The organism is Paenibacillus algicola (genome assembly GCF_005577435.1).
GTDB classification, from domain to species: domain Bacteria; phylum Bacillota; class Bacilli; order Paenibacillales; family Paenibacillaceae; genus Paenibacillus_AQ; species Paenibacillus_AQ algicola.
The window spans coordinates 1175268-1196809 of the sequence record NZ_CP040396.1; the positions used below are offsets into that span (position 1 = coordinate 1175268).

Genomic DNA, 21542 nt, shown 5'->3' on the forward strand with positions numbered 1-21542 from the left:
AGCTTACTTCGAATTCTGATAGTTCGCAAGGAATTCCTTCACTTTCGCCGGATCGGCTTTCAGCTCATTGCCCGTGTTCACGAGCGGGCTGAGTGTGGAGTAGGCTTTTTCCTTGTTGTTCTTGTAGTAGGCAAGGAACTCGTCCTGATTGATGGAATGCAGAACCGCTTTGCGCAGATCCTCGCTCTTCGCTACATCACGGTTCGCCGTGTTGAAGAGCAGGTAGGCTACGGCATTGCTTTGAACCGTCTGCAGCTCCAGCTTGCTGTCGCTACGGACAACATCATACTTCGTTTCAGGAACGGAGTAGAACAGATGAATCTCTCCGCTGCGCAATGCCGCCAGTGTGCTGTCTGCATCCTGAATGAAGCGTACCTTCACCTGATTGATGTTCGGCTCATGGTCGGTACCTGTCATGTAACCAGGGTTTTTGTAGAACACAGCTTCGTAGTCATTCTTGTACGACAGAATGTAAGGACCGCTGGCATACAGGGTGTTATTATACTGATCGCCTTCGGTTACCGTGTTCTGATCGCCGTAAGGGATGTCCTTGTTCACATCAAATTTAGCAACATCATAGGTGTTGATGCTTTCAACCTGCTTCTTGGATACAATCCCTGCGGATTGGTGAGCCAGGTAATTCAGGACTTGCGGGAACGGCTCGGTGGTCGTCAGCTTGATGACCTGATATTTGCCGTCCTTGGTGCTGGCTTGATTCTTGTCTGTCACGAGAGAAGCGATTGGGGTATCCAGGCCGTTCTCCAGTGCCTGACGAACTGTTTCGTCACTGCCGGCTACCTTTACGGCATCCAGGGAAGCAAGATCCTCTACAACCTCTACATCCTGAATATGCTCATGCAGGGTATAGGTGCGGTGATCTGGCACCGAATCCTTGTTCTTGGCACGGTTCATGGAGAACACAACATCATCGGCACCGACACGCTCTCCCGAATCTACAGCCAGCTTGTCTTCTACCTTCGCGAAGTTGATGTCATCCCGCAGAATGAAGTAGTAATCGCTGTTACCTTCAGCAATGCTGTGGTTGTAAGACAGCGAGCCTTCGGACGTAATCTTGTCGTCATCGGTCAGGTTAATCAGGCGTACGTTCATATTCGTGTTAATAATATTGATCGAGCCGTCATTGCCCTTGATCGGATCCAAGGAAGTCAGCGTAGGGATCGTCTGGGACAAAATGAGAGGCTCCTGGTCGCGCTTGGACGTATCGTTAAAGTCAATATCTTCCCAAGGCAGGGAGCGGGATTTCGACAGGCGTACCGACTCCGGATTCAGAACATCCTTGTTCAGTGCCTGGCTTTTCAATGAAATGTACAGCGGTGCAATATAGGCCTTGCTCTCAACGAGCACCTGCTCCAGCTGCTTGTACGTTTCTACTGCATCTTCCGGGCTTTGAGTGGATGCCTGGTTGATCAGCTGATCCACTTCTTCATCAGACATAATGCTGTAGTCGCCGCCAGTGGTGAACAGGGAGCGTACTGCATAGTCCGGGTTCCCGGTTACGGTCGTCCAGCTGGACATAGACACATCATAATTACCGGCGTCCTGCTGGCTTTTGAAGCTGCCGTAGTCCGGCTGAATGTTCAGCTTCACGTTAAAGCCGTTCTTGGTAAGCTGGTCGCGGATGATATTGAGGTCCGCTTCATTGGCGCTCATCCCCAGCACTTCGATGGTTGGTGCTGTGGTATTGGCAGGCTGCTCGGCATTGTTATCTGGAGCAGGCGTAGATTGACCCTCGTCTTTCGTCTGAACGGTGCAGCCGCTCAGGATCAGCACAAAGGTGAGCAGAAGAAGCAGGATGTTTCTTTTCTTCATGTTGAGTTCCTCCTGGATATATAAATTGTTGTTGCCGCTAGTTAGTCCAGCTTCGGGTCCAGCGCATCGCGCAGTCCGTCGCCGAGGAAGTTAAAGGAGAGCACAAGAGCGATAATAGCCAGGCCGGGATAAATGGCCAGGTACGAGTTCGTCTCCAGATACGTGCTTCCGATCTTCAGAATATTGCCCCATTCCGGAATGTGGGGCTCTACACCCAGTCCGAGGTAGCTCAGACTACTTGTAGCAATGACCGCTCCACCAATGGTTAAGGTAGATTTGACAATCATGGGGGCCAGTGAATTCGGGACAATGTGCTTGAAGATGATCGATAGATGGCTGGAGCCAAAGGCCCGCGCCGCATCCACATATTCATAGGTGGAAACCATCAGCACGTTCGCTCTCATCGTCCGGGCATAGGTCGGAATCGCTCCGACACTCAGCGCGATAATCAAGTTGAACGTATTTGCCCCGAACGCAGCAATGATCGCAATGGCGAGCAGGATGCCTGGGATAGCATACAAAATATCAAGCGCCCGCATGATGATATTGTCAGTATGACGGCCATAGTAGCCGGAAATGGCACCCAGGATGCCTCCAATAATAACAGGAATCAGTGTCGACATAAATCCCACAATGAGCGAGATCCGTGCGCCAAAGACAATTCGGGAGTACAGACAGCGTCCAAAGTCATCCGTTCCCAGTGGATAGGTCAGTGACGGCGACTGCAGAATGGCACTGTAATTATTGTCTACAGCAAAGCTATATTCAAAGGTCAGCAGGCTGCTGACGGAAATCGTGAACAGAAATATAATGAAGAACATGCCGAGCATTGCTGTGTGGTTGCTCGTAATTTTGATCCAGACATCGGCCCAGCGGGTAGCCCCGGGATTCGCACTACGGCGGATTTTGGATAGCAGGCTAAGCCCCAGCACAACGGCGAACAAATTACCGGTAGCTGCGGTTAGCAGCAACGGCAGTGCCAGCCATTTCAATCTGGCAGGAAGCACATGCTGATGGGCATACTTGGCGACGAGGAGCAGCGCCGTCAGATGAAACACGGTAACGGCAATCAGTATGCCCATACCGGGCAAGAACCCATTCGATACGTACGGTTTGAACATATTTAGAGACGATAGCGCGATGACGAAGATCTGAGTCAGAAGCATATATACCGAAATCGTATATTCCGGACTCTTCTGCTTCTTGATCAGGTTGAAGGAAGCCACCGTCAGAAACACATTGCCTGTCAGCAGGCTGAGCAGGCCGGCGTATCCCCATCTTCTTGTTGCCGGCCTGATCTCTCCATGCCGGGTGAGATCTCGCCGGATTTGGTAGGTTAGTGCTCCCTGCCCCAAGGTGAACAGGGTGTATAGGATGAATAATACCAGGATCACAGGGCGAACCTCCAGGCTGCCCCATGCAAAGCTGTTTAGCAGCAATACAAGGGCTAAAGCCAGGGAGACGACCCAAGTGAAGTTCGCCTGGGAATACTCGGGTGAGGATTTCAGGCGGAACCGGTCCTGCTGCGATTGTTGTAAGTTCTTCTTGATCATGGGTACACCTGCTTTAATAAGGTTGCAGTGCTGAAAGGCTGCAATGAGCCGGCTCAGTACTGCTTCATCCGGGAACGGATCCGCGGATCCAGGAACGCATACATCATATCAATCATCACATTTACAATCGAAATCGTGATGGCTGTGTATACGACACCGCCCATAACGGCCGGGATGTCGGGTATAAACTGCTTGTCTACAATATAGCCGCCGATCCCGCTAATATTAAATACCTTCTCCGTGACAGCGGCGCCTCCGAGCATCGCTCCGAACTGAAGACCGATGACAGTAACAATCGGAATGAGCGCGTTGCGCACCGCATGCCGGCGCAGGACCTGCCGGCTGCTGATACCTTTCGCCTTGGCGGTCAGGATATAGTCCTCATGAATGACCTCCAGGGTTGAGGAGCGTGTCATTCGGGCAACGGAGGCTGTAAGCGCGGTGCCCAGCACAATGACCGGCATGATCATAGAGAGCCAGTTCCCAGGGCTGTAGGTTGCCGGCAGCCACTTCAGATTAATGGAGAAGCCCAGAATGAAGATCAAGCCCTGCCAGAAGTTCGGAATCGACAATCCCAGAAGGGCGATGAACATAAAGGAGTAATCCCAGAACGAATTCTTCCGGGTCGCCGATATGATTCCGATTGGAATGGCAATGATCATCGCGATGAGCAGGGAAATCACGGTCAGCGTCAGCGTAATCGGAAATTTCCTTGCAATACTGTCGGTCACTTGTTCATTTCCGGAGAAGGATTTCCCCAGGTCGAAGGTGAATATTCCCTTTAGTGTGTTCCACAGCTGCGCCCAATATGACTGATCCAGACCGTGTAGGCGGTTGAAGGCCTCGATCTGTTCCTGAGTCGCGGTCACACCTAAGATGTTGGCGGCCGGATTCATCGGCGACATATAGAGAATGCTGAACACCAGCACCGACACTCCAAGGATGACGAACCACGTCATAACAAGCCGCTCTGAGATAAACTTCAGCAAGGGATAGCTGTACAGAATGATCATCAGATACATGAGCAAGCCTGGAATCCATGAAATTGCAAAAAAAGCCGACCTGCGGATCAAGGATTCAAACGTGTCCGCAAAAGTTAACCGGCTTTGCCCGTTAAGCTGCATTTCCTTGATCGCCTCGTCATGTAGCTGTTCCTGGAACTTCTGTTCCGCGAGCCGCTCGGTCTCGCGTTTCAGCTTCTCCGAAGAGAGCTGCTGTTGAAAAAATTCAGCCTTACGCCGCAACTGATCCTGGATCTCCTCCTGCAGCTTCAGATGATAGCCGGAGGATAACCACTCGTTTCGCAGTCTGTTAACCACGGCGGTATAAGCGTCATGATTTCTCTGAATCATATAAACAAAGAAGACAACCAGATGAACCGGAGCTCCTAACAAGAGAAAGAGGTATTTATATGAAGGATTCAGAAGGATTTTACGATACGTGCTGGTGATGTGGTTGATGGTCCGGCTGAAGCCGGCTGCTTCCTTCACATCCATAAGATGACTAGCCCTCCTTCATAAATTGCATTATTCCGAGTGATATAGTATATTTTATTTTAGCGTTTTTCAAAAGTCAATAGAGATCAAACGTTTCTTTCTTTATCATAGTTCATATATATTTTAAGGCAGGAGAAGGAGATATGGAACCCCTACTAGATGTAAAAAACTTAAACGTATCCTTTCAGAACCGCGATCGGGAATTTCATGCGGTACGCGGAGTCAGCTTCCAGCTGAACAAGGGAGAGACGCTGGGCATTGTCGGTGAATCCGGCAGCGGCAAAAGCGTCACTGCCCGCTCCATTATGCGCTTGCTCCCGTCGCCGCCTTCTTTTATGAAGGAAGGCGAGATCAAGTTTCAAGGACAGAGCCTGAACGAGAAGACCGAGCGTGAGATGGAGAGCATACGGGGACGGGATATGGGCATGATTTTTCAGGATCCGATGACGTCCTTGAACCCTACGCTTCGAATCGGAGAGCAGATTGCGGAGAGCCTGATCAAGCATCAGAAGCTGTCGGGCAAAGAAGCGAAGCAGCAAGCGCTCGATATGCTGAAGCTGGTTGGTATTCCGAACAGTGAGGCGCGGTACAGCCAGTATCCGCATGAATTTTCCGGCGGGATGCGGCAGCGGGTCATGATCGCCATTGCACTCGCCTGCCGGCCGGCGCTGCTGATTGCGGATGAGCCTACGACGGCGCTCGATGTAACGATTCAGGCCCAGATTTTGAATGTCATGAAGGATATGCAGAACCGTTTTGGCACCTCGATCATTCTCATTACCCATGATCTCGGCGTTGTAGCCGGTATGTGCGACCGGGTCGCGGTCATGAAGGATGGCGTTATTGTAGAAACGGGAACGACGGAGGAGATCTTTGATAATCCGCAGCATCCGTACACCCTTAAGCTGCTGAATGCTCTGCCGAGGCTTCATGAGAAGAAGAAGCCGAAGCCGGTATCATCGATCTTGACAGCAGAGGAGCTGAAGCGTCCGCTGTTGCAGGTTCAAGGATTGAAGCAGCACTTCAGCATGGGTAAGGGACAGGTGCTGAAGGCCGTTAACAATATCAACTTCCATATTAATGCCGGCGAAACGTTAGGGCTTGTCGGAGAGTCCGGCAGCGGCAAGTCCACAACAGGGCGCGCAATTCTGCGGCTTCATCAGCCGACAGGAGGCGATGTGCTGTATCAGGGGATGGCGGTGAACCGGCTTTCGTCCGGTGAAATGAAGACCATGCGGCAGCATATGCAGATGATCTTTCAGGATCCGTATGCTTCGCTCAATCCGAGATTCAAGATCGTGGATATTATTGGCGAGGCGCTGGATGTGCACAAGCTGTCCGGAAGCCGGCAGCAGCGCCGCAAGCGTGTTGAGGAGCTGCTCGATATGGTCGGGCTGAACCCGGCCTTTGCAGACCGTTATCCGCATGAGTTCTCCGGGGGACAGCGTCAGCGGATCGGGATTGCCCGGGCCCTCGCGGTAGAACCGAAATTCATAGTGTGTGATGAGCCTTTGTCCGCGCTCGATGTCTCGATACAGTCGCAGATCGTCAAGCTGCTGGAGGAGCTTCAGCAGCGCCTGGGCCTCACTTATTTATTCATTGCTCACGATTTGTCGATGGTCAAGCACATCAGCGATCGGGTAGCTGTCATGTATCAGGGCAAGATCGTGGAGCTGGCCGAAAGCGAGGAGCTATACGCCAATCCACAGCATGAGTATACGAAATCACTGCTGTCTGCCATTCCGATTCCCGACCCCAAGATCGAAGCTGCGAAGAAGCGGGTGCTGCTGGAAGAACGGACGGGAGAAGATAAATACAATCTGGAGCATTCCGAGCTGGTGGAGGTGACTCCAGGACACTGGGTAGCCGTTCCGGCCGGACACGTCTCCTGACGTGCAAGTAGCCCCCATCGCCATTTCTGCAGCAAATGCTGCTTCACAATGGCGGAATAAGCCCTCGCTGAGCGGAGGCCAATAGACTTTAATATAAAATTAGGGGCACCGAGCTCGCAATAAAAGCGAGCACGGTGCCCCTATTTTCGGTTTCTTTCAGCTTCCTAATGTAAAGATTCGTTTCAGATTCACCACGAATATAGCCATTGCTCCTTGCATATGCATGCCGGATAGACCCGAGGATGTGGCCACATCCTACCCGTGTCTGTGCTTGAGTTCGCTGTTCTTCGCTTCAATTTTGTAGCGCTCTTTGCCTTTTTCTTTGAAAGCCTCACTTTCCTGAAACGCCATTTGTTTGGCGTGCACCCCGGATTTAATGGTGACGGAGTACGTCTTGCTCTTGGCGCCCTCCTTGTAACATCCCTCTTTCAAGGGACACCTCTTGCACTGCTCTACATCAAAGTAGTAGGTGTCGGCTTGGTTCTTGCCCGTCTCCTTCTTGCGTCCCCCTTGCGATCAGGTTGTCCTTCTCCGAATACGCCGTGTCGCCCATCACGGTCTTTACAGTTACGCCAGCCGCGACGCTTTTTTGTCTTTAGGCACGATCAGGTCATACAAGGACGTGTACGGGCTGAATGAAAACGAAGGTTGATTCTGGAACAAAGGGCTTCCATCCTTTCTATCTTAACGGTTTTGCAGTAGATGACGAAGGAGCGGAGGGAAGAGGGAGGCTGGAGAAGCGGAGCGCTCGCCTTTGTCCCCGGATTTCATCCGCCAAGCGGTATGAACAAGAAATCTGGGGACAACAGCGATCGGAAGCCCCCTCTTCCTGCAGCGACTACGCCTTCGTTGGCGGATACACCATCTTTTGCGTTTTCAGTGGCCTCCGCTGAGCGTGAGGGTTTTTTTGCAGCAGTAGATGTTCATGGAAATAAAATTCCTTTTAAATTCCTGTCGGCAAGCAGGAAGATGGGCTGCGTGTGGCAAATTTAATAGATAAACGTCAAAAACGGTCGAGGAATGTCTATCTTTGGTCTAATAAGGGGGAAGAACACAGTGCAGCTGCAACACAATGATATTATTCTTTTTCAAGGTGACAGCATTACAGATGCAGGCAGAAACCGCAGTGAGTCCAGTAGCTTGGGGACAGGCTATCCACTGCTTATCTCGGCGCTGACAGGTCTGAAGCATCCAGAGCTGAACCTGCAGTTCCTGAATCGGGGCATTAGCGGGGACCGCGTCGTGAACCTGCAGGAGAGATGGCAGGGAGATTGCCTGGAGCTGAAGCCGACCTGGGTGTCGGTATATATCGGGATTAATGATTGCTGGCGCCGATACAGCAGACAGGATGAAACGCCGGCGGCGGCTTTCAAAGCGGGCTACAGGGAGCTGCTGGAGCGGACGCAGGAATCACTGGGAGCCAAGCTGATTTTGATGGAGCCGTTTGTGCTGCCTGTGCCGGAGGATCGCCGCGCTTGGCGCGAAGATCTGGATCCCAAGATCCATGCTGTGCGGGAGCTGGCCGCCGAATTCCAAGCGCTGCTCGTTCCGCTGGACGGCCTGTTTAACGCGGCAGCTGCACGCCGGGAGCCGGCATACTGGGCGCCGGACGGCGTTCATCCATCACCGGCTGGCCACGGACTGATTGCGAAGGCATGGATGGAGACCATGGGCATTCTCTAGAGGTCAATGACTTGATTTGTGTGTTTTTTTGAGCTTATGCTGGAATGCGTTAAAGTGACGCAAAAAAAGTATTGACTCTCCCTTCTAAATCCGATAGGATTACTTGTAATAAAAAGAGATCAGTCATATTGAGGGGGAGAACCAGCATGAATATTAAGAAACCATGGGTGAAGCTGTCCGGCTTGCTACTGTCGGCAGTGATTCTCACAACGGGCTGCGGACAAGATTCCGCCGGCGAAAGCAAAGGCTCTAGAGCAGACATTGAGAATCTGCCAGCAGCCATTGCAGAGAAAGATGATATGAAGCTTATGATCATCCGCAAGATCGGCGGAGATGATCACACAGCACAGTTTTTGGCGGGTGCGAAGCAGGAAGGTGAAGCACTTGGCTTTAAGGTAGATACCTTTACAGCGAATAATGATGCAGCTAAATTCCATGATGCGGTTGCTCAAGCGGCTGGTAACGGCTATGATGGTATCGTATTGTCTCATGGTGACGACCCTGCTACCGTGGAGGATGTCAAGGCTCTTGCTGCTAAAGGGATTCCGGTTGTAGCGTTTGACTCGGTACCGGAGCTTGCAGAAATCGAGGGTGTAACTGTGACTTCCCAGGATGATGAGACACTGGCCAAGCTGTCGCTGGATCGCCTGGTAGAAGAGCAGGGCCCTGACGCTAATATCGTCTATCTGTGGGTAGATGGATTCCCGCCAATGGTTCGCCGGAATGCGGTATATCAAGAAACCCTGAAGAGCAATCCGGGCATCAAAGAGATTGAACGCTTTGGCGTAGCGAGCAGCGATACTTCTATAGAAACACAGAATGCTGTAGCGGCTATGCTGACGAAGCATCCGAAAGGCGAGATTGACGCAATCTTCGCGACTTGGGACGCCTTCGCGATTGGCGCTGCAAGAGCGATCAATGAAGCCGGACGCAATGAGATCAAGATCTACGGCATCGACGTATCTAACGCGGATCTTGAAATTATGCAGAAGCCGGACAGCCCATGGACAGCTACGGCTGCGGTGGATCCCAAGACCATCGGCGCGGTGAATGTACGTTTGCTGGCGAAGAAGCTGGCCGGTGAAGAGACACCTTCCACGTACAGCCTTCCCGCCACACTGATTGACCAGGCGAGCCTGGCAAAGTCTGAGGAGCCTGTGAATATGAGCAGTCTTGCGAATTTGATTCCTGGCTGGGGAACCAGCACGGATTTTGAAGAGGACTGGATGAAAGCCTTGAAAGAAGTTTACGGTAATTAATATGCCGCCCGGCGCTCTTATCCAATAGGATAGGAGCGCCCATTTTAATGAGGGGAGAAGGTGAATCATCATGTCAGGCACCCGTCTGTCTGCCGAACCGCAAAGGAAGGATACGGCAGCCCCGTTGCTGGAGATGAAGGGCATCTCGATTTCATTTCCGGGAGTAAAGGCGTTATCGGATGTGAATTTTGAACTGCAGGCCGGAAGAGCCCATGCGCTGATCGGCGCGAATGGAGCCGGCAAATCCACCCTGATGAAGATTCTGGCAGGTGCGTACAGCCACTATAAGGGTGAGATTGTGGTGGAGGGCAGCAAGGCTGTCATTGCTTCACCGCGAGATGCTAAGGATCTCGGCATTCAGGTTGTGTATCAGGAGGTCGATACGGCTCTGATCCCGAATCTGACTGTTGCCGAGAACATTATGCTGGAGTCTATGGTACATAGCATGAAGGGAAGCCATGTCATCCGCTGGCAGGCACTGCACGAGCAGGCGCAGGCCGCACTTGCGCGGATGAATGTCTATATCTCCACACGAAAGCTCGTACAGGAATTGACCCTGGCGGAGAAGCAAATGGTGCTGATTGCCCGTTCGGTGATCAAGCAATGCCGCATTCTGGTGCTGGACGAGCCGACAGCACCGCTGAGCCGCAGCGAAACAGATCAGCTCTTCAAGCTGGTGCGCAAGCTGAAGGGAGAAGGCGTCAGTGTCATCTTCATCTCCCATCGTCTCCCGGAGTTGTATGAAATCTGTGACGATATTACGATTCTCCGAGACGGTCAGCGGGTAACCTCTGATGTCATCCACAACCTGACCCAGGAGGAGATCGTCGAGCATATGCTGAATGCCCGGATGGAGCAGCAGTTTCCGCTTCGCAAGAAGGTGAAGGGGGAGGCTGCCTTGACCGTCAGTCATTTGTCCGACCGCGAAGGCAAGGTCAGTGATGTAAGCTTCACGATGCACCAGGGAGAAATTATCGGCCTGGCCGGACTCGTTGGTGCTGGGAAGACCGAGCTGTGCCGGGCCTTGTTCGGGGCTGCCAAGCATTCCGGCGAGGTGGTGCTGAATGGCCGCAGGCTGCGGATTTCAACCCCGCACGATGCAGTGCGCCAGGGGCTGGCGCTGGTGCCGGAGGAACGGCGGCGCGAAGGCATTTTTGTCGAGGAATCGGTATCCGTGAATCTGACGGCAGCGATGCTGTCGAGGTTCTGCCGGTGGGGCTCCTGGATCAGCTTCAAGAAGGAGGCGCAGTCCTCCGAGATGATTATCGACAGCCTGGGGATCAAGACCCCGGGCGGCCATACGAAGACGGGGAGCTTGTCCGGCGGCAATCAGCAGAAGGTAGCCATCGGCAAGTGGCTGCTGGTAGATGCCGATGTTTACATGTTCGATGAGCCGACCAAGGGAGTGGATGTCGGCGCGAAGCGGGACATTTTCGAGCTGGTGGCGGAGCTGGCGGCACGCGGCAAATGCGTGCTGTACGCTTCCAGTGAGCTGTCCGAAATCATGGGCATTTCCGACCGGGTCTACGTCATGTATGACGGCCGGATTGTCAAGGAGCTGGAAACATCGAACAGCAGCGAGGAAGAGCTGCTTCTGTATTGCACTGGAGGGGGATTAACGACATGAATACATCAGCGGGTGCCCGGAACAAGCCGGCACAGAGCGCATTTGATTTTTTGTACAAATATGGAACCTTGATCACGGTCGTCGTGCTGATTGCGGTATTCGGCCTTTTGAATGAGAACTTCCTCAGCTCGGGAAACGTCATTAACATTCTGCGCTCAATCTCCATTGTGACCATTATTGCCGTGGGATTGACGGTATCTCTCGCGGTTGGGGGCTTTGATCTCTCCGTCGGCTCTACAGCCTCCCTGGCCAATGCGCTGGTCATTTCCTTCTTCGTCTGGCACGGGCAAAATATAGGCGTCGGCATCGTGCTGACACTGATCTTCTGTCTGGTGGTCGGCGTGATTAATGCGTTTCTCGTCATTAATTTCAAAATTCAGGATATGCTGATGACGCTGGCCACGATGTTCGTGTTTCAGGGCGTCGCCTTAACCTATACACGGGGTGCTACCGTATCGCAGAACATGATTATGCCAAGCGGTGAGTACGCTGAGGGCCGAATTCCCGGATTATTCGAAAAAATCGGCCAAGTGCCATGGATCATCGTTATCATGCTGCTCGTCGTGGTCATCGTGCACCTGTTCCTGACCTACACCAAGCACGGCCGCTACATGTACATGATCGGCGGCAACCGTGAGGCTGCCGAGCTGTCCGGCATCGCGGTCAGCCGATACCGGCTGACGGCGTACCTGCTTTCGGCACTATTTGCGGCCATCGGCGGAATCATCCTGGGTGCCCGCGTTATGAACGCGGAGGTCAATGCAGGCGGTCCGTATTTAATGGATGCTGTAGCGGCCGCCTTTATCGGCTATTCCGTGCTTGGGTCCGGCAAACCGAATGCGCTGGGAACCTTTGTCGGCGCTGTGCTGATCGGGATTCTGCAGAACGGCCTCATTATGATGTCGGTTCCTTACTACGCTATGGATATCGTAAAGGGCTCCGTGCTGGCGCTGGCGCTTGCGGTGACGTATTACAAGAAGAAGCATTAAAGAGATCAGGCCGTCTTTTCCAGAGACGGTCTTTTTGCCGTCTTTTTACACCTCTCTGCGGTTAGAGATTTAGCTGCCGGTCATTGACGGCTGGGAGCGGTATTCATTATGCTAGGAGAAGCTGACATGAATGCACAGCATTTTGTTGAAAGGGGATCACCGTGAGAAAGACGACCTTTGTACAGCCGGACCCTCAGAGCTGGCTGCAGACCTTCCATTTTGCATTTCCTATCAGAATCCGTTACTGTGAGACCGACATGCTCGGACATGTGAATAACGTGAGCTATTTCATGTACTTCGAACAAGGGCGGATTGAATATTTTGAGCATTTGGGACTGACGGAGGAGCTGTTTAGCCAAAAGGCGGTTTCTGTGGTTGCAGACCTGGAGTGTCAGTATCTGGCACAGCTCTATCTGAAGGATCCGCTGATGCTGCATGTGAAGGTAGCGGAGATTGGCCGCTCCTCCATGGATGTGCAGTATGCGGTGGTGGTTGAGGATCAGCTGAAGGCGGCCGGACGTGGAACCATCGTGCTGATCGACACCGAAAGCGGTAAGAGCAAGCCGGTTTCGGAGCATGCCCGGAAGATCATTGAACACTTTGAAGGACGAGCCCCGGCTTAGAGAGACCTCCCGGAAATTGATCATGGAAAGGATGCGTTGTGATTGTTACAGGTGCGATTCGGAATTATTGGAACCAACTGGATTACAGAACGTTTTATTCAGGCCGCGATGGAGAATGACCGGTTTACCTTGACTGCCGTGTACTCTCGGACAGCGGAGAAGGGATCAGAGTTCGCTTCGAAATATGATCCTCGTCCGGCGGTATATACAGACATCTCGGAAATGGCTGCGAGCCCCGATGTGGACGCGGTGTATATCGCGAGTCCCAATTCGTTTCACGCAGAGCAGGCCATTCTGTGCATGAAGGCAGGCAAGCATGTGCTGTGTGAGAAGCCGCTGGCTTCTAATACTGCCGAGGTTCAGGCGATGGTGGATGCTGCCCGGAACAGCAACGTGCTGCTCATGGAGGGCATGAAGTCCACACAGATGCCGAATTTCAAAGCGGTTCGCGATCATTTGTACAAGCTGGGGCGTATTCGGCGTTATGTGGCTTCATATGGCCAATATTCTTCGCGCTATGATGCTTTCCTTGCAGGCACGGTGCTCAATGCGTTCAACCCGCAGTTCTCCAACGGCTCGCTGATGGATTTGGGCGTGTACTGCATCTACCCGGCGGCTGTGCTCTTCGGCAGACCGGAGTCCATCAAGTCGGAAGGGATTCTGCTCTCCTCCGGTGTGGACGGTGAGGGAAGCCTGCTGCTGCGCTATCCGGAGATGGATGCCGTGATCATGCATTCCAAGATCAGCGACTCCTATCTGCCGGCCGAAATCCAAGGCGAGAACGGGACGATGGTCATCGACAAAATCAATCAGCCGTACAACGTCAAGATTCATTACCGCGACGGCACGATTGAAGAGATCACACAAACCCAGACGCATGAGTCCATGTACTATGAGCTGGATGAATTTATCGACGTGCTGGAAGCCGGCAAGCGGGAGAGTGAGATCAACTCGCATGAGGCCTCCATCATTACCGCGGAAATCGCGGAGGAAGCCAGGCGCCAGATCGGTCTGGTGTATCCTGCCGATCAGCAGACCGCAGACAAGTAAATTATGAAGCAAAGCCGCTGATGGCGCTTACCTGCGTCAAGCGGCTTTTTTGTGTGTAAAAAATGGACGATAATGACAATCTATTCTCTATGCACTCAAATTTTGTATGGATATATGACAAATGTCATCCCTTGTTCTTGACGTTTATGACTGTGGAGCATGACAGGTCTTCACTATAATGTAAAGTAGAAAAGTATGCTGTGGAACCTTGGATCCCGGCTGCGCTATATTTTGAGGAGGAATTCATCATGGCTCAGGCTAATTCACTGTCCCATCTAAAGAAAAATGTCGCTCCCTACGAAAATATTGATACGAAGGCCAGCATTCGGCAGCTCATCAATACGCTGCTTCCATTGGTCGTCCTATGGTATTTGGCCTATCTAAGCCTGTCGGTATCGTACTGGCTGACACTGCCGATTGCTATGGTAGCGGCCGGCTTCGTGGTTCGTACCTTTATCATTTTTCATGACTGCTGCCACCAATCCTTCTTCAAAAGCCGCCGGGCCAATGAAATACTAGGCACGATTACCGGTGTCATCACGCTCTGTCCTTACCAGCAATGGAAAACAACACATTCCATCCACCATGCAACGAGCAGCAATCTCGATAAGAGAGGCATCGGTGACATTTGGGTGCTGACCGTAAGTGAATATGAGCAGGCCTCGTTCTGGACGAAGGTTCGTTACCGTATCTACCGGAATCCGCTGGTTATGTTTATCTTGGGACCGATCTTTATCTTCGTGATTGACTACCGCTTTAACCGCAAGGAAGCGAAGCGCAAGGAACGGATCAGCACGTACATTACGAATCTTTCTCTGGTTGGATTGTATGCATTGCTGTGCTGGGCAATCGGCTGGGAAGCGTTCCTGCTGGTGCAGGGTCCGGTCTTCCTGTTCTCCGGGATGATGGGCATCTGGCTGTTCTACGTACAGCACCAGTTTGAAGATACGTACTATGAGCATGATGAGGAATGGAGCTATGTGAACGCAGCGGTGGAAGGAAGCTCTTACTACAAGCTGCCGAAGGTGCTGCAATGGATTACCGGTAATATCGGCTTCCACCATGTGCATCATCTGAGCCCGAGAGTGCCGAATTACAATCTGGAGAAGGCGCATAATGCCACACCTCCCCTGCAAAAAGCAACGACCATCACGATGCGCACCAGCTTCAAAGCGCTCAGCTTCCGTCTATGGGATGAGGAAGCAAAGCTGTTCATCAGCTTCAAGGAGCTGCGGCAGCGCCGGCGGCAGAAGCAGCTGGATTCCGAGCGTGCGGTTACGAAGCTGAAGACAGGCACGAATTAAGACGGTAAACCTTGAATATCATTCATAACAAACGGTGGAATATGTTACTATATAAGATGATCAAGATGCGAAAAGGTGGGCGCCCAATGCAAAAGTGGTACCAGATTTTCCAGAAAAACACGGGGCTAAATCCTTACGTGTGGGTCGTCTTTTATATTCTGCCGTTTTATTTTATTTTCCGTTCGACCTCGACCTATCAGATTGTCATCGGTATTGTCATGATTTTGGCGTTCTTCTGCTGCTACGTGCTGTCGTTTCAGGCCAAGGGCTGGTTGATTTATTTCTGGACGAGCGTGCAGATTTTAATTTCGGTTACGATGTCTTTGCTCTTTGGCTATGTGTATTTCTCTTTATTTCTGGCCTTTTTCATCGGGAATATCCGGAACCGGGTCGGCTTCTTCACGCTGTACACCATCCATCTCATTGCTACGATTCTGACGGTCAACTACGGCTTTGTCTCCAAAAACCCGTTCTTTATCACGCAGCTGCCGTTCGTGCTGGTCAGTGTCGTAGCTGTGGTGCTGCTGCCGATCACGACGTTTAACCGCAACAACAATGACCGCCTGCAGGTTCAGCTGGAGGATGCTAACAAGAAAATTTCCGAGCTCGTCAAGCTGGAGGAGCGGCAGCGGATTGCAAGAGACCTTCATGATACGCTGGGACAGAAGCTGTCCTTGATCGGATTGAAGAGTGATCTCGCCGGCAAGCTGGTCATGAAGGATCCCGGCAGGGCTCAAGAGGAGATTCAGGATGTGCGCCAGACCGCGAGACTGGCCTTAAAGGAGGTCCGGGAGCTGGTCACCCAGATGAGGGGGACACGGCTGGTGGATGAGATGTTCCGGATACGGCAGATTCTCAAGGCGGCGCAGATTGAGCTTCATCTGGATGGAGATGCCGAAGACATCAATCTGTCATTGATGAACGAAAATGTACTGAGTATGTGCCTGAAGGAAGCAGTGACGAATATTGTCAAGCATAGCACTGCCCGGGAATGCTGGATCAGCGTCAAGCCGAATGCAACCGAGCTGGTTGTGTCCGTGCGGGACAACGGTGTCGGGTTCTCAGGCGAGAGAGCTTACACACGGGGAAATGGCCTGCGCGGCATGTGGGAGCGGCTGGAGTTCGTAAATGGAAGTATGGACATCAAGTCGGACCATGGGACCCTGCTTACACTGAGGGTGCCTCAGGTGTTGAAACAGCCCGGGAAGGAGGCAGGGATATGATTACGGTCGTCATTGCAGAAGATCAGAGGATGCTGCTGGGAGCACTGGCTTCGCTTCTGGATCTGGAGGAGGATATGCAGGTAGTGGGAACGGCTGGTAACGGAGAGGATGCGGTCAAGCTGGTGCATCTTCGTCAGCCGGACATCTGTATTATGGACATTGAAATGCCTCTGAAGAGCGGACTGGAAGCCGCCGAGGAGCTGCGGGGGCAAGGCTGCAAGATTATGATTCTGACAACCTTCGCGAGACCGGGGTATTTCGAGCGTGCCCTGAAGGCAGGAGCCCATGGCTATCTGCTGAAAGACAGTCCCAGTGAAGAGCTGGCTACGTCGATCCGAAGCATTATGCAGGGTCGCCGGATCTATGCGCCGGAGCTGGTGGATGAAGCGTACGGGGAAGAGAATCCGCTGACCCCGCGGGAGAAGGAAGTGCTGGGGCTGATCGCTGACGGCAAGAACACGAAGGAGATCGCCAGCGAGCTGTTTCTGACGACCGGCACAGTCCGTAATTATATCTCGGTCATTCTGGATAAGCTGGGTGTCAGCAACCGGATTGAAGCCATTACACGCTTTAAGGAAAAAGGCTGGTTCAAGTGAAGCCTCCCCTGAAGAAGTGAGCGGCATCCTATATAAGAGCAGGTCTGCAGGATAAACCGGGCGGACGCTGCTCTTTTTAATGTGGGTTGAGTAATGGAGCTACATGCTCCTGGAGAGCACAAGCGCACCGTATGCAAAAGCAGCCAGGATGACGAGGGCCGGATGGAGCTTGCGAATGTTCATCGCCCAGAAGGCTGCAGCAGCAATGCCAAGGCTCTGCAGCAGGCCGATGGAGGCCGCAGAGCTTTGGGCCATCTGCCAGGTCAGCACGGCCATCATGATGGCGATCACTGGCTGAACGAGCAGGGTCATGCCCTTGACGACCGGTGAGGTCCGGTGCTTCTGCAGCACCTTCAAGAGGATGATGAGCGCTGCCGCAGATGGAACCACGGTGGCCGTAAGTGCAGCGGCAAAGCCAACCCAGCCAGTCACCCCATATCCCACGTAGGCCGCGATCTTGGTGGCAATCGGACCAGGCAGTGAATTGCCGAGCGCGAGCATATTGGAGAACTCGTAATCACTCAGCCAGCCCCGCTGCGCCACAATATACTCATACATAAGCGGGATGGATGCCGGGCCGCCGCCATAGCCGAGGACGTTGGACACCAGAAAGCTTATAAATACCTGAAGCCATTCCAAGACTATTCCTCCTTCCGTGCTGCTCGCTGCCGCTTCCAGCGGGCGAGGAGCTTGTAGTGCATAGCCCCGTAAGCCAGAAACAGCATAATGACGACGGCGGGGTGAAGCTGGATCTGCTGCAGCAGCAGAAAGGCAATGATAAAAGAGAGACTGCCGGCAGCAAGGCCAAGTCCCTTGACGGCCTTTTCCCCGAATTCATAGGCCATGGTGCCGAGCATAACGGCGATGACCGGGGTCACGCCCGCAATCATGCCGGCAATGATGCTGGAGCTGCTGAGCACCTGGACGGCCGAGAACAGGGCAATCATGGCGAAGCAGGTCGGCAAAATATGTGACAGCACAGCGATGATTGCTCCCGGGGTCTTTTTTTGCTGGTAGCCAAGGTAGGCGGCCATCTTGGTAGCGATGGGTCCCGGAAGAGCGTTCGCGAGTGCCAAGGTTTCTCCGAACTCATCCAGGGTCAGCCATCCGTAACGGATGACAGCCTCATGGCGGATCAGCGGAATGACCGAGGGCCCACCCCCGTAGCCCAGAATCCCGGTTCGAAGCATGGCCAGACTTAGCTGCATATATACGTTAGAGTTTGATTTCACCGCAAAAATTCCTTTCTGTATCCTCTAGTTTCATGAACCATTGTCGCACACGCTCTACCTCATCCTGCTCCATGCCCAAGATCTTTCCGTCATATTGGCTCGACAGCAGGCTGACATGGAACGAGCGCAGCCTGCGCTTACGCTGAGCACGGGTGCTTCTCACGGTGAAGCTGACGACCTGCGGCCGCCGGACATAACGAGTATGGCGGGCGAGCCGACGTGTACGGAGCGTGAGTTGTTTTTCGTGCAGCGACATACCAGCATCGCGGAACGCCCAGATCGCGTGAAGCAGGGACAAGGGCAGCAGCAGCAGTGACCACAGGCCGAGATCCTCAAAGATCCAGATGCATCCGGCACTCAGTGCTGCTGCAAGCATCGCATCAGATCTTATATAAAGCCACAGTGCCCGGCGGGGAGGCGTAGTATCTATAGTCTGGGCTTGAAACTGGGGCACGATGCTGTTCATCAGGCTGTTAACCTCGCTGAGCCGAAGCATCGGATGGAGGACAAGCTGCTTGTCGTCACCCGAGGTCAGGACGTGAAGCCTTACTTCACTGTAACGGAAGGGCTGGCGCAGCAGTCCCTCCTTGACGGTGACGGCTTGTACGCGCTCTGGAGAGAAGATCAGCTCCTTTCTCTCCAGCAGCCCACGGGTGACGATGATTTGACGTCCAGCGCGTTCTACCGTAAACCCGGCGTACTGCACTGTGTAAAGAATGGCCGACAGCAGCCAGGCCAGGATGAATGCAGCTGCGGCGGCGGTGATCCAGCTTCCGGACAAGAGCTGACCGGCTTCCCGGAACAACCGGTTGTACATAGGGTCCGGAAGTAAATCGTCGGCCAAAGAGCCGATGGCTGCCAGAAACGCCAGGGCCAGCGAGAAGTTGGAGGAGGTCAGCGCGGCGAGCAGCAGCCTCCCCGGCGTCACTCGCAGCAGGACGGTACGTGCTTTCACCTCTCCAGGAGAAGAAGCCTGCTGACCAGCCTGATTCTCTGGAGGTTGTGGTTCAGGCTGCTCATTTCCCGGGAAAAGTGTCCCGGATGACTCCTCTTCAGCCTGCACATGCCGGGGCTCCTGCAGCCATAACTGCAGCTTTCGGGCTTCGGGCTTGGAGATGGCGGGAAGCTTGCCGCCGTCTTCATTCTTGCCGGAGGTTTCGATTTTGATCTGGGCCAGCCCGAGCAGCCTTTGAAGCAGCGGCTGCTCTACATGCACAGAGTGAATCCGGGCGATATAAATGGACTGCTCTTCCCGGAACCAGACTCCTTTTTGAAGCAATAGCTTGTCAGGCTTTAATTCGTAGGTAAACCGCCTCCATCTTCTCCAGCCGTAAAGCAGCAGCAGGATGAGCGTAACAACAAGGCTTAGCGAGCTCCACAGCCAAAAGACGGGCGGAAACGGATTGTCCCCCATCACTCGAACCAGCAGCAGCGCCAAAGCCGGCAGCAGTGTGCGGATCACGGAAGCCAAGGGGAAAAGGATATACCATCGGTGCAGCCGCTGCCGGGAATCCAGCTCAGACATCCTCATCCACCACCTGAGCCAGCTTTCCAATGACGGCCTTCAGCCGCTCTGCCTCTTCGCTGGATAGTGCCCGGATGACATGGGATTTGGCGGCCGTGACCACCTTGAGCTCTGCCAGTCCATAGCGGCGAAGCAGGGGACCGCTTTCCAGCTCTACATGCTGCACCCGGGTCATGGGAATGATCGTATCCCGCATAAAAAAGATCCCCGACGATATTTCCAGCTGCTCTGCCGATACCCGGAACCCGAAGGTCTCATGCCATAAGCGGGGTGCAGTAAGCACCAGCCACAGCGCAGCCGGGAGCGTCCCTGCAAGGGCGGCCCATCCGGGGAACAGCGGCCAGTCCTGACGGCCGGCAAGATAGAGATAGGCGGCTGCAAGGAGCAGGAATAAGGCGCTGCCGCCAATGCTGTAGATTCGATATACTTTGACCGTATCGGGATGGCAGCGCTGCAGCGCCTCTACGTGTTCTGACATGTTCATCATCCTCCTGAAACCCAATGATTAACAACGGACCTGTCGCTTCGGAGCAGGCCGGATTGTCTCATTGTAGCATACGACATCCTCTTCCCGCTTCTGTTGAGACGAAGCGCTTCACGGGGGCACCGAAGCAATAACAAAGCAGGCCGCGAATGGTGCTTCGCGGCCTGCTTTGTTATTGCTGCTTCAGTTCCTGCAGAGCTTCCTTCAGCTCGGGGTACCGGAAATGAAATCCATGACGCTCCGCCTTCATCGGGATGACCCGCTGGCCATCCAGCAGAATCATGGACAATTCTCCGAGGAGAGCCTTCAGGGCAAAGCCTGGCACTGGCAGCCAGTGCGGCCGATGATATACACTACCAGCGGTCCGTCCGAATTCGTCATTGGTGACGGGATGGGGCGAGGCGGCGTTGACAGGACCTGAGATGTCGGACCGGGTGATGCAGAACTCGATGAGAGAGACCATATCCTGAAGGTGAATCCAGGACATCCACTGTCTGCCGCTGCCGATCTTTCCGCCAATGCCCAGCTTATAGGGAAGAATCATCTTCGGAAATGCACCGCCGTCCTGACCGAGCACGACGCTGATCCGCAGCTTCACCAGGCGCTCTGCCTCAATGCCATCTGCCGCCTCTTCCCACGCCTGGACGACACGGGACGGAAAGTCCATGACTCTCGCCGGACTGCTCTCGTCGAAGGTCTCGGTGTCGGAGGTGCCGTAAATCGCCATCGCCGATGCCTGGATTACAACCGGGGGAGGACTGGAGAGCCGGGCCATCAGCCGGGCAACGGCCTCAACGGTTTGAAGCCGGGATGACAGGATGCTCTTTTTTGCCGCTTCCGTCCATCGCTGACTCAGCGAGGAGCCGGCGAGATTGATCAAGGCGTCCAGGCCTTCCAGCCGCTCTGGCTGCTGCTCCATCTCATCCCAAGTCACATAGGTGATGCTGCGCTCTAGCTCAGTCTGATCCTCCGAAGCGGGCCTGGATCTCGTCACCACCAGCACCTCGTGGCCTTCTGCAATCCACTTCTCACTCATGGCTTGACCTATAAATCCGGTCCCGCCGCATATTGCGACCTTCATCTGCCTTCCACCTGCTCTCTATATTCATGTGTAGTTTATCAAGTAGCGTTCATTAATATATACACGCAAAAGGGGGCTTTTGACAAGCAGGGTGC

18 protein-coding genes and 1 pseudogene are annotated in these 21542 nt (G+C 53.5%); 10 read left to right on the forward strand and 9 right to left on the reverse strand.

Annotation, left to right across the window (positions count from 1 at the left end):
* Positions 1 to 3: 3 nt before the first annotated feature.
* From E6C60_RS05185 to E6C60_RS05195, 3 genes are read right to left on the reverse strand one after another with little or no spacing between them, the layout of a single operon-like run.
* Complete coding sequence (locus E6C60_RS05185) at positions 4 to 1830, reverse strand: ABC transporter substrate-binding protein (RefSeq protein ID WP_138224840.1); 1827 nt, start codon at positions 1828 to 1830, stop codon at positions 4 to 6.
* A gap of 41 nt (positions 1831 to 1871) precedes the next feature.
* The gene (locus E6C60_RS05190) at positions 1872 to 3383 is read right to left on the reverse strand and encodes an ABC transporter permease (protein WP_138224841.1); all 1512 of its coding nucleotides are present in this window, start codon (positions 3381 to 3383) and stop codon (positions 1872 to 1874) included.
* 53 nt (positions 3384 to 3436) lie between these two features.
* The gene (locus E6C60_RS05195) at positions 3437 to 4879 is read right to left on the reverse strand and encodes an ABC transporter permease (RefSeq protein WP_138224842.1); all 1443 of its coding nucleotides are present in this window, start codon (positions 4877 to 4879) and stop codon (positions 3437 to 3439) included.
* 143 nt (positions 4880 to 5022) lie between these two features.
* On the opposite strand from E6C60_RS05195, the gene E6C60_RS05200 reads away from it, so the two are divergent.
* A complete protein-coding gene (locus tag E6C60_RS05200; protein WP_138224843.1) occupies positions 5023 to 6771 on the forward strand; it encodes an ABC transporter ATP-binding protein in 1749 nt (582 codons plus the stop codon).
* A gap of 156 nt (positions 6772 to 6927) precedes the next feature.
* Here E6C60_RS05200 and E6C60_RS05205 read toward each other — a convergent pair.
* Positions 6928 to 7363: pseudogene (locus E6C60_RS05205) on the reverse strand (transposase); the annotation flags it as partial.
* Positions 7364 to 7827: 464 nt separating this feature from the next.
* On the opposite strand from E6C60_RS05205, the gene E6C60_RS05215 reads away from it, so the two are divergent.
* From E6C60_RS05215 to E6C60_RS05255, 9 genes are all read left to right on the forward strand, one after another.
* Entirely contained in the window at positions 7828 to 8454 is a 627-nt protein-coding gene (locus E6C60_RS05215; RefSeq protein WP_233281152.1) for an SGNH/GDSL hydrolase family protein, read from the forward strand.
* 146 nt (positions 8455 to 8600) lie between these two features.
* Positions 8601 to 9713 (forward strand): sugar ABC transporter substrate-binding protein, encoded by a 1113-nt coding sequence (locus E6C60_RS05220; protein ID WP_138224846.1) that lies wholly within the window; start codon positions 8601 to 8603, stop codon positions 9711 to 9713.
* 70 nt (positions 9714 to 9783) lie between these two features.
* On the forward strand, positions 9784 to 11340 hold the full coding sequence (locus E6C60_RS05225) for a sugar ABC transporter ATP-binding protein (protein ID WP_233281153.1): 1557 nt from the start codon (positions 9784 to 9786) through the stop codon (positions 11338 to 11340).
* Positions 11337 to 12329: an ABC transporter permease gene (locus tag E6C60_RS05230; protein WP_138224847.1), complete on the forward strand. Its 993-nt coding sequence runs from the start codon at positions 11337 to 11339 to the stop codon at positions 12327 to 12329. Before E6C60_RS05225 ends, E6C60_RS05230 begins: the two co-directional genes overlap by 4 nt.
* A gap of 161 nt (positions 12330 to 12490) precedes the next feature.
* Positions 12491 to 12952 carry an acyl-CoA thioesterase gene (locus E6C60_RS05235; RefSeq protein WP_138224848.1) on the forward strand — a complete coding sequence of 154 codons (462 nt, stop codon included), beginning with the start codon at positions 12491 to 12493 and terminating at the stop codon, positions 12950 to 12952.
* A gap of 51 nt (positions 12953 to 13003) precedes the next feature.
* The gene (locus tag E6C60_RS05240) at positions 13004 to 14002 is read left to right on the forward strand and encodes a Gfo/Idh/MocA family protein (protein WP_138227641.1); all 999 of its coding nucleotides are present in this window, start codon (positions 13004 to 13006) and stop codon (positions 14000 to 14002) included.
* 248 nt (positions 14003 to 14250) lie between these two features.
* Positions 14251 to 15306, forward strand: a complete 1056-nt coding sequence (locus E6C60_RS05245) for a Delta(5) desaturase DesA (RefSeq protein ID WP_138224849.1) — start codon at positions 14251 to 14253, stop codon at positions 15304 to 15306.
* Between the two features lie 86 nt (positions 15307 to 15392).
* Positions 15393 to 16529 carry a sensor histidine kinase gene (locus tag E6C60_RS05250; protein WP_138224850.1) on the forward strand — a complete coding sequence of 379 codons (1137 nt, stop codon included), beginning with the start codon at positions 15393 to 15395 and terminating at the stop codon, positions 16527 to 16529.
* Positions 16526 to 17125: a response regulator transcription factor gene (locus E6C60_RS05255; protein ID WP_138224851.1), complete on the forward strand. Its 600-nt coding sequence runs from the start codon at positions 16526 to 16528 to the stop codon at positions 17123 to 17125. Before E6C60_RS05250 ends, E6C60_RS05255 begins: the two co-directional genes overlap by 4 nt.
* A 99-nt stretch (positions 17126 to 17224) precedes the next feature.
* Here E6C60_RS05255 and E6C60_RS05260 read toward each other — a convergent pair whose 3' ends face one another.
* The 5 genes from E6C60_RS05260 to E6C60_RS05280 form a co-directional block, all read right to left on the reverse strand.
* Positions 17225 to 17770 (reverse strand): chromate efflux transporter ChrA, encoded by a 546-nt coding sequence (locus E6C60_RS05260; protein ID WP_138224852.1) that lies wholly within the window; start codon positions 17768 to 17770, stop codon positions 17225 to 17227.
* On the reverse strand, positions 17767 to 18333 hold the full coding sequence (locus E6C60_RS05265) for a chromate efflux transporter ChrB (protein WP_138227642.1): 567 nt from the start codon (positions 18331 to 18333) through the stop codon (positions 17767 to 17769). Before E6C60_RS05265 ends, E6C60_RS05260 begins: the two co-directional genes overlap by 4 nt.
* Before the next feature lie 7 nt (positions 18334 to 18340).
* A complete protein-coding gene (locus tag E6C60_RS05270; RefSeq protein WP_233281154.1) occupies positions 18341 to 19882 on the reverse strand; it encodes a PH domain-containing protein in 1542 nt (513 codons plus the stop codon).
* Positions 19875 to 20360, reverse strand: coding sequence for a PH domain-containing protein (locus E6C60_RS05275; RefSeq protein ID WP_138224853.1), 486 nt, complete (start codon positions 20358 to 20360; stop codon positions 19875 to 19877). The genes E6C60_RS05270 and E6C60_RS05275 overlap by 8 nt, the downstream gene beginning before the upstream one ends.
* Before the next feature lie 178 nt (positions 20361 to 20538).
* Positions 20539 to 21447, reverse strand: coding sequence for a TIGR01777 family oxidoreductase (locus E6C60_RS05280; RefSeq protein WP_138224854.1), 909 nt, complete (start codon positions 21445 to 21447; stop codon positions 20539 to 20541).
* Positions 21448 to 21542 lie beyond the last annotated feature (95 nt).

Excerpts from the sequence above, each read along its gene's own strand:
- E6C60_RS05185 (WP_138224840.1), bottom strand. The coding sequence starts at position 1,830 with ATGAAGAAAAGAAACATCCTGCTTCTTCTGCTCACCTTTGTGCTGATC.
- E6C60_RS05190 (WP_138224841.1), bottom strand. The coding sequence starts at position 3,383 with ATGATCAAGAAGAACTTACAACAATCGCAGCAGGACCGGTTCCGCCTG.
- E6C60_RS05195 (WP_138224842.1), bottom strand. The coding sequence starts at position 4,879 with ATGGATGTGAAGGAAGCAGCCGGCTTCAGCCGGACCATCAACCACATC.
- E6C60_RS05200 (WP_138224843.1), top strand. The coding sequence starts at position 5,023 with ATGGAACCCCTACTAGATGTAAAAAACTTAAACGTATCCTTTCAGAAC.
- E6C60_RS05220 (WP_138224846.1), top strand. The coding sequence starts at position 8,601 with ATGAATATTAAGAAACCATGGGTGAAGCTGTCCGGCTTGCTACTGTCG.
- E6C60_RS05225 (WP_233281153.1), top strand. The coding sequence starts at position 9,784 with ATGTCAGGCACCCGTCTGTCTGCCGAACCGCAAAGGAAGGATACGGCA.
- E6C60_RS05230 (WP_138224847.1), top strand. The coding sequence starts at position 11,337 with ATGAATACATCAGCGGGTGCCCGGAACAAGCCGGCACAGAGCGCATTT.
- E6C60_RS05245 (WP_138224849.1), top strand. The coding sequence starts at position 14,251 with ATGGCTCAGGCTAATTCACTGTCCCATCTAAAGAAAAATGTCGCTCCC.
- E6C60_RS05250 (WP_138224850.1), top strand. The coding sequence starts at position 15,393 with ATGCAAAAGTGGTACCAGATTTTCCAGAAAAACACGGGGCTAAATCCT.
- E6C60_RS05255 (WP_138224851.1), top strand. The coding sequence starts at position 16,526 with ATGATTACGGTCGTCATTGCAGAAGATCAGAGGATGCTGCTGGGAGCA.
- E6C60_RS05265 (WP_138227642.1), bottom strand. The coding sequence starts at position 18,333 with ATGCAGCTAAGTCTGGCCATGCTTCGAACCGGGATTCTGGGCTACGGG.
- E6C60_RS05270 (WP_233281154.1), bottom strand. The coding sequence starts at position 19,882 with ATGTCTGAGCTGGATTCCCGGCAGCGGCTGCACCGATGGTATATCCTT.
- E6C60_RS05275 (WP_138224853.1), bottom strand. The coding sequence starts at position 20,360 with ATGTCAGAACACGTAGAGGCGCTGCAGCGCTGCCATCCCGATACGGTC.
- E6C60_RS05280 (WP_138224854.1), bottom strand. The coding sequence starts at position 21,447 with ATGAAGGTCGCAATATGCGGCGGGACCGGATTTATAGGTCAAGCCATG.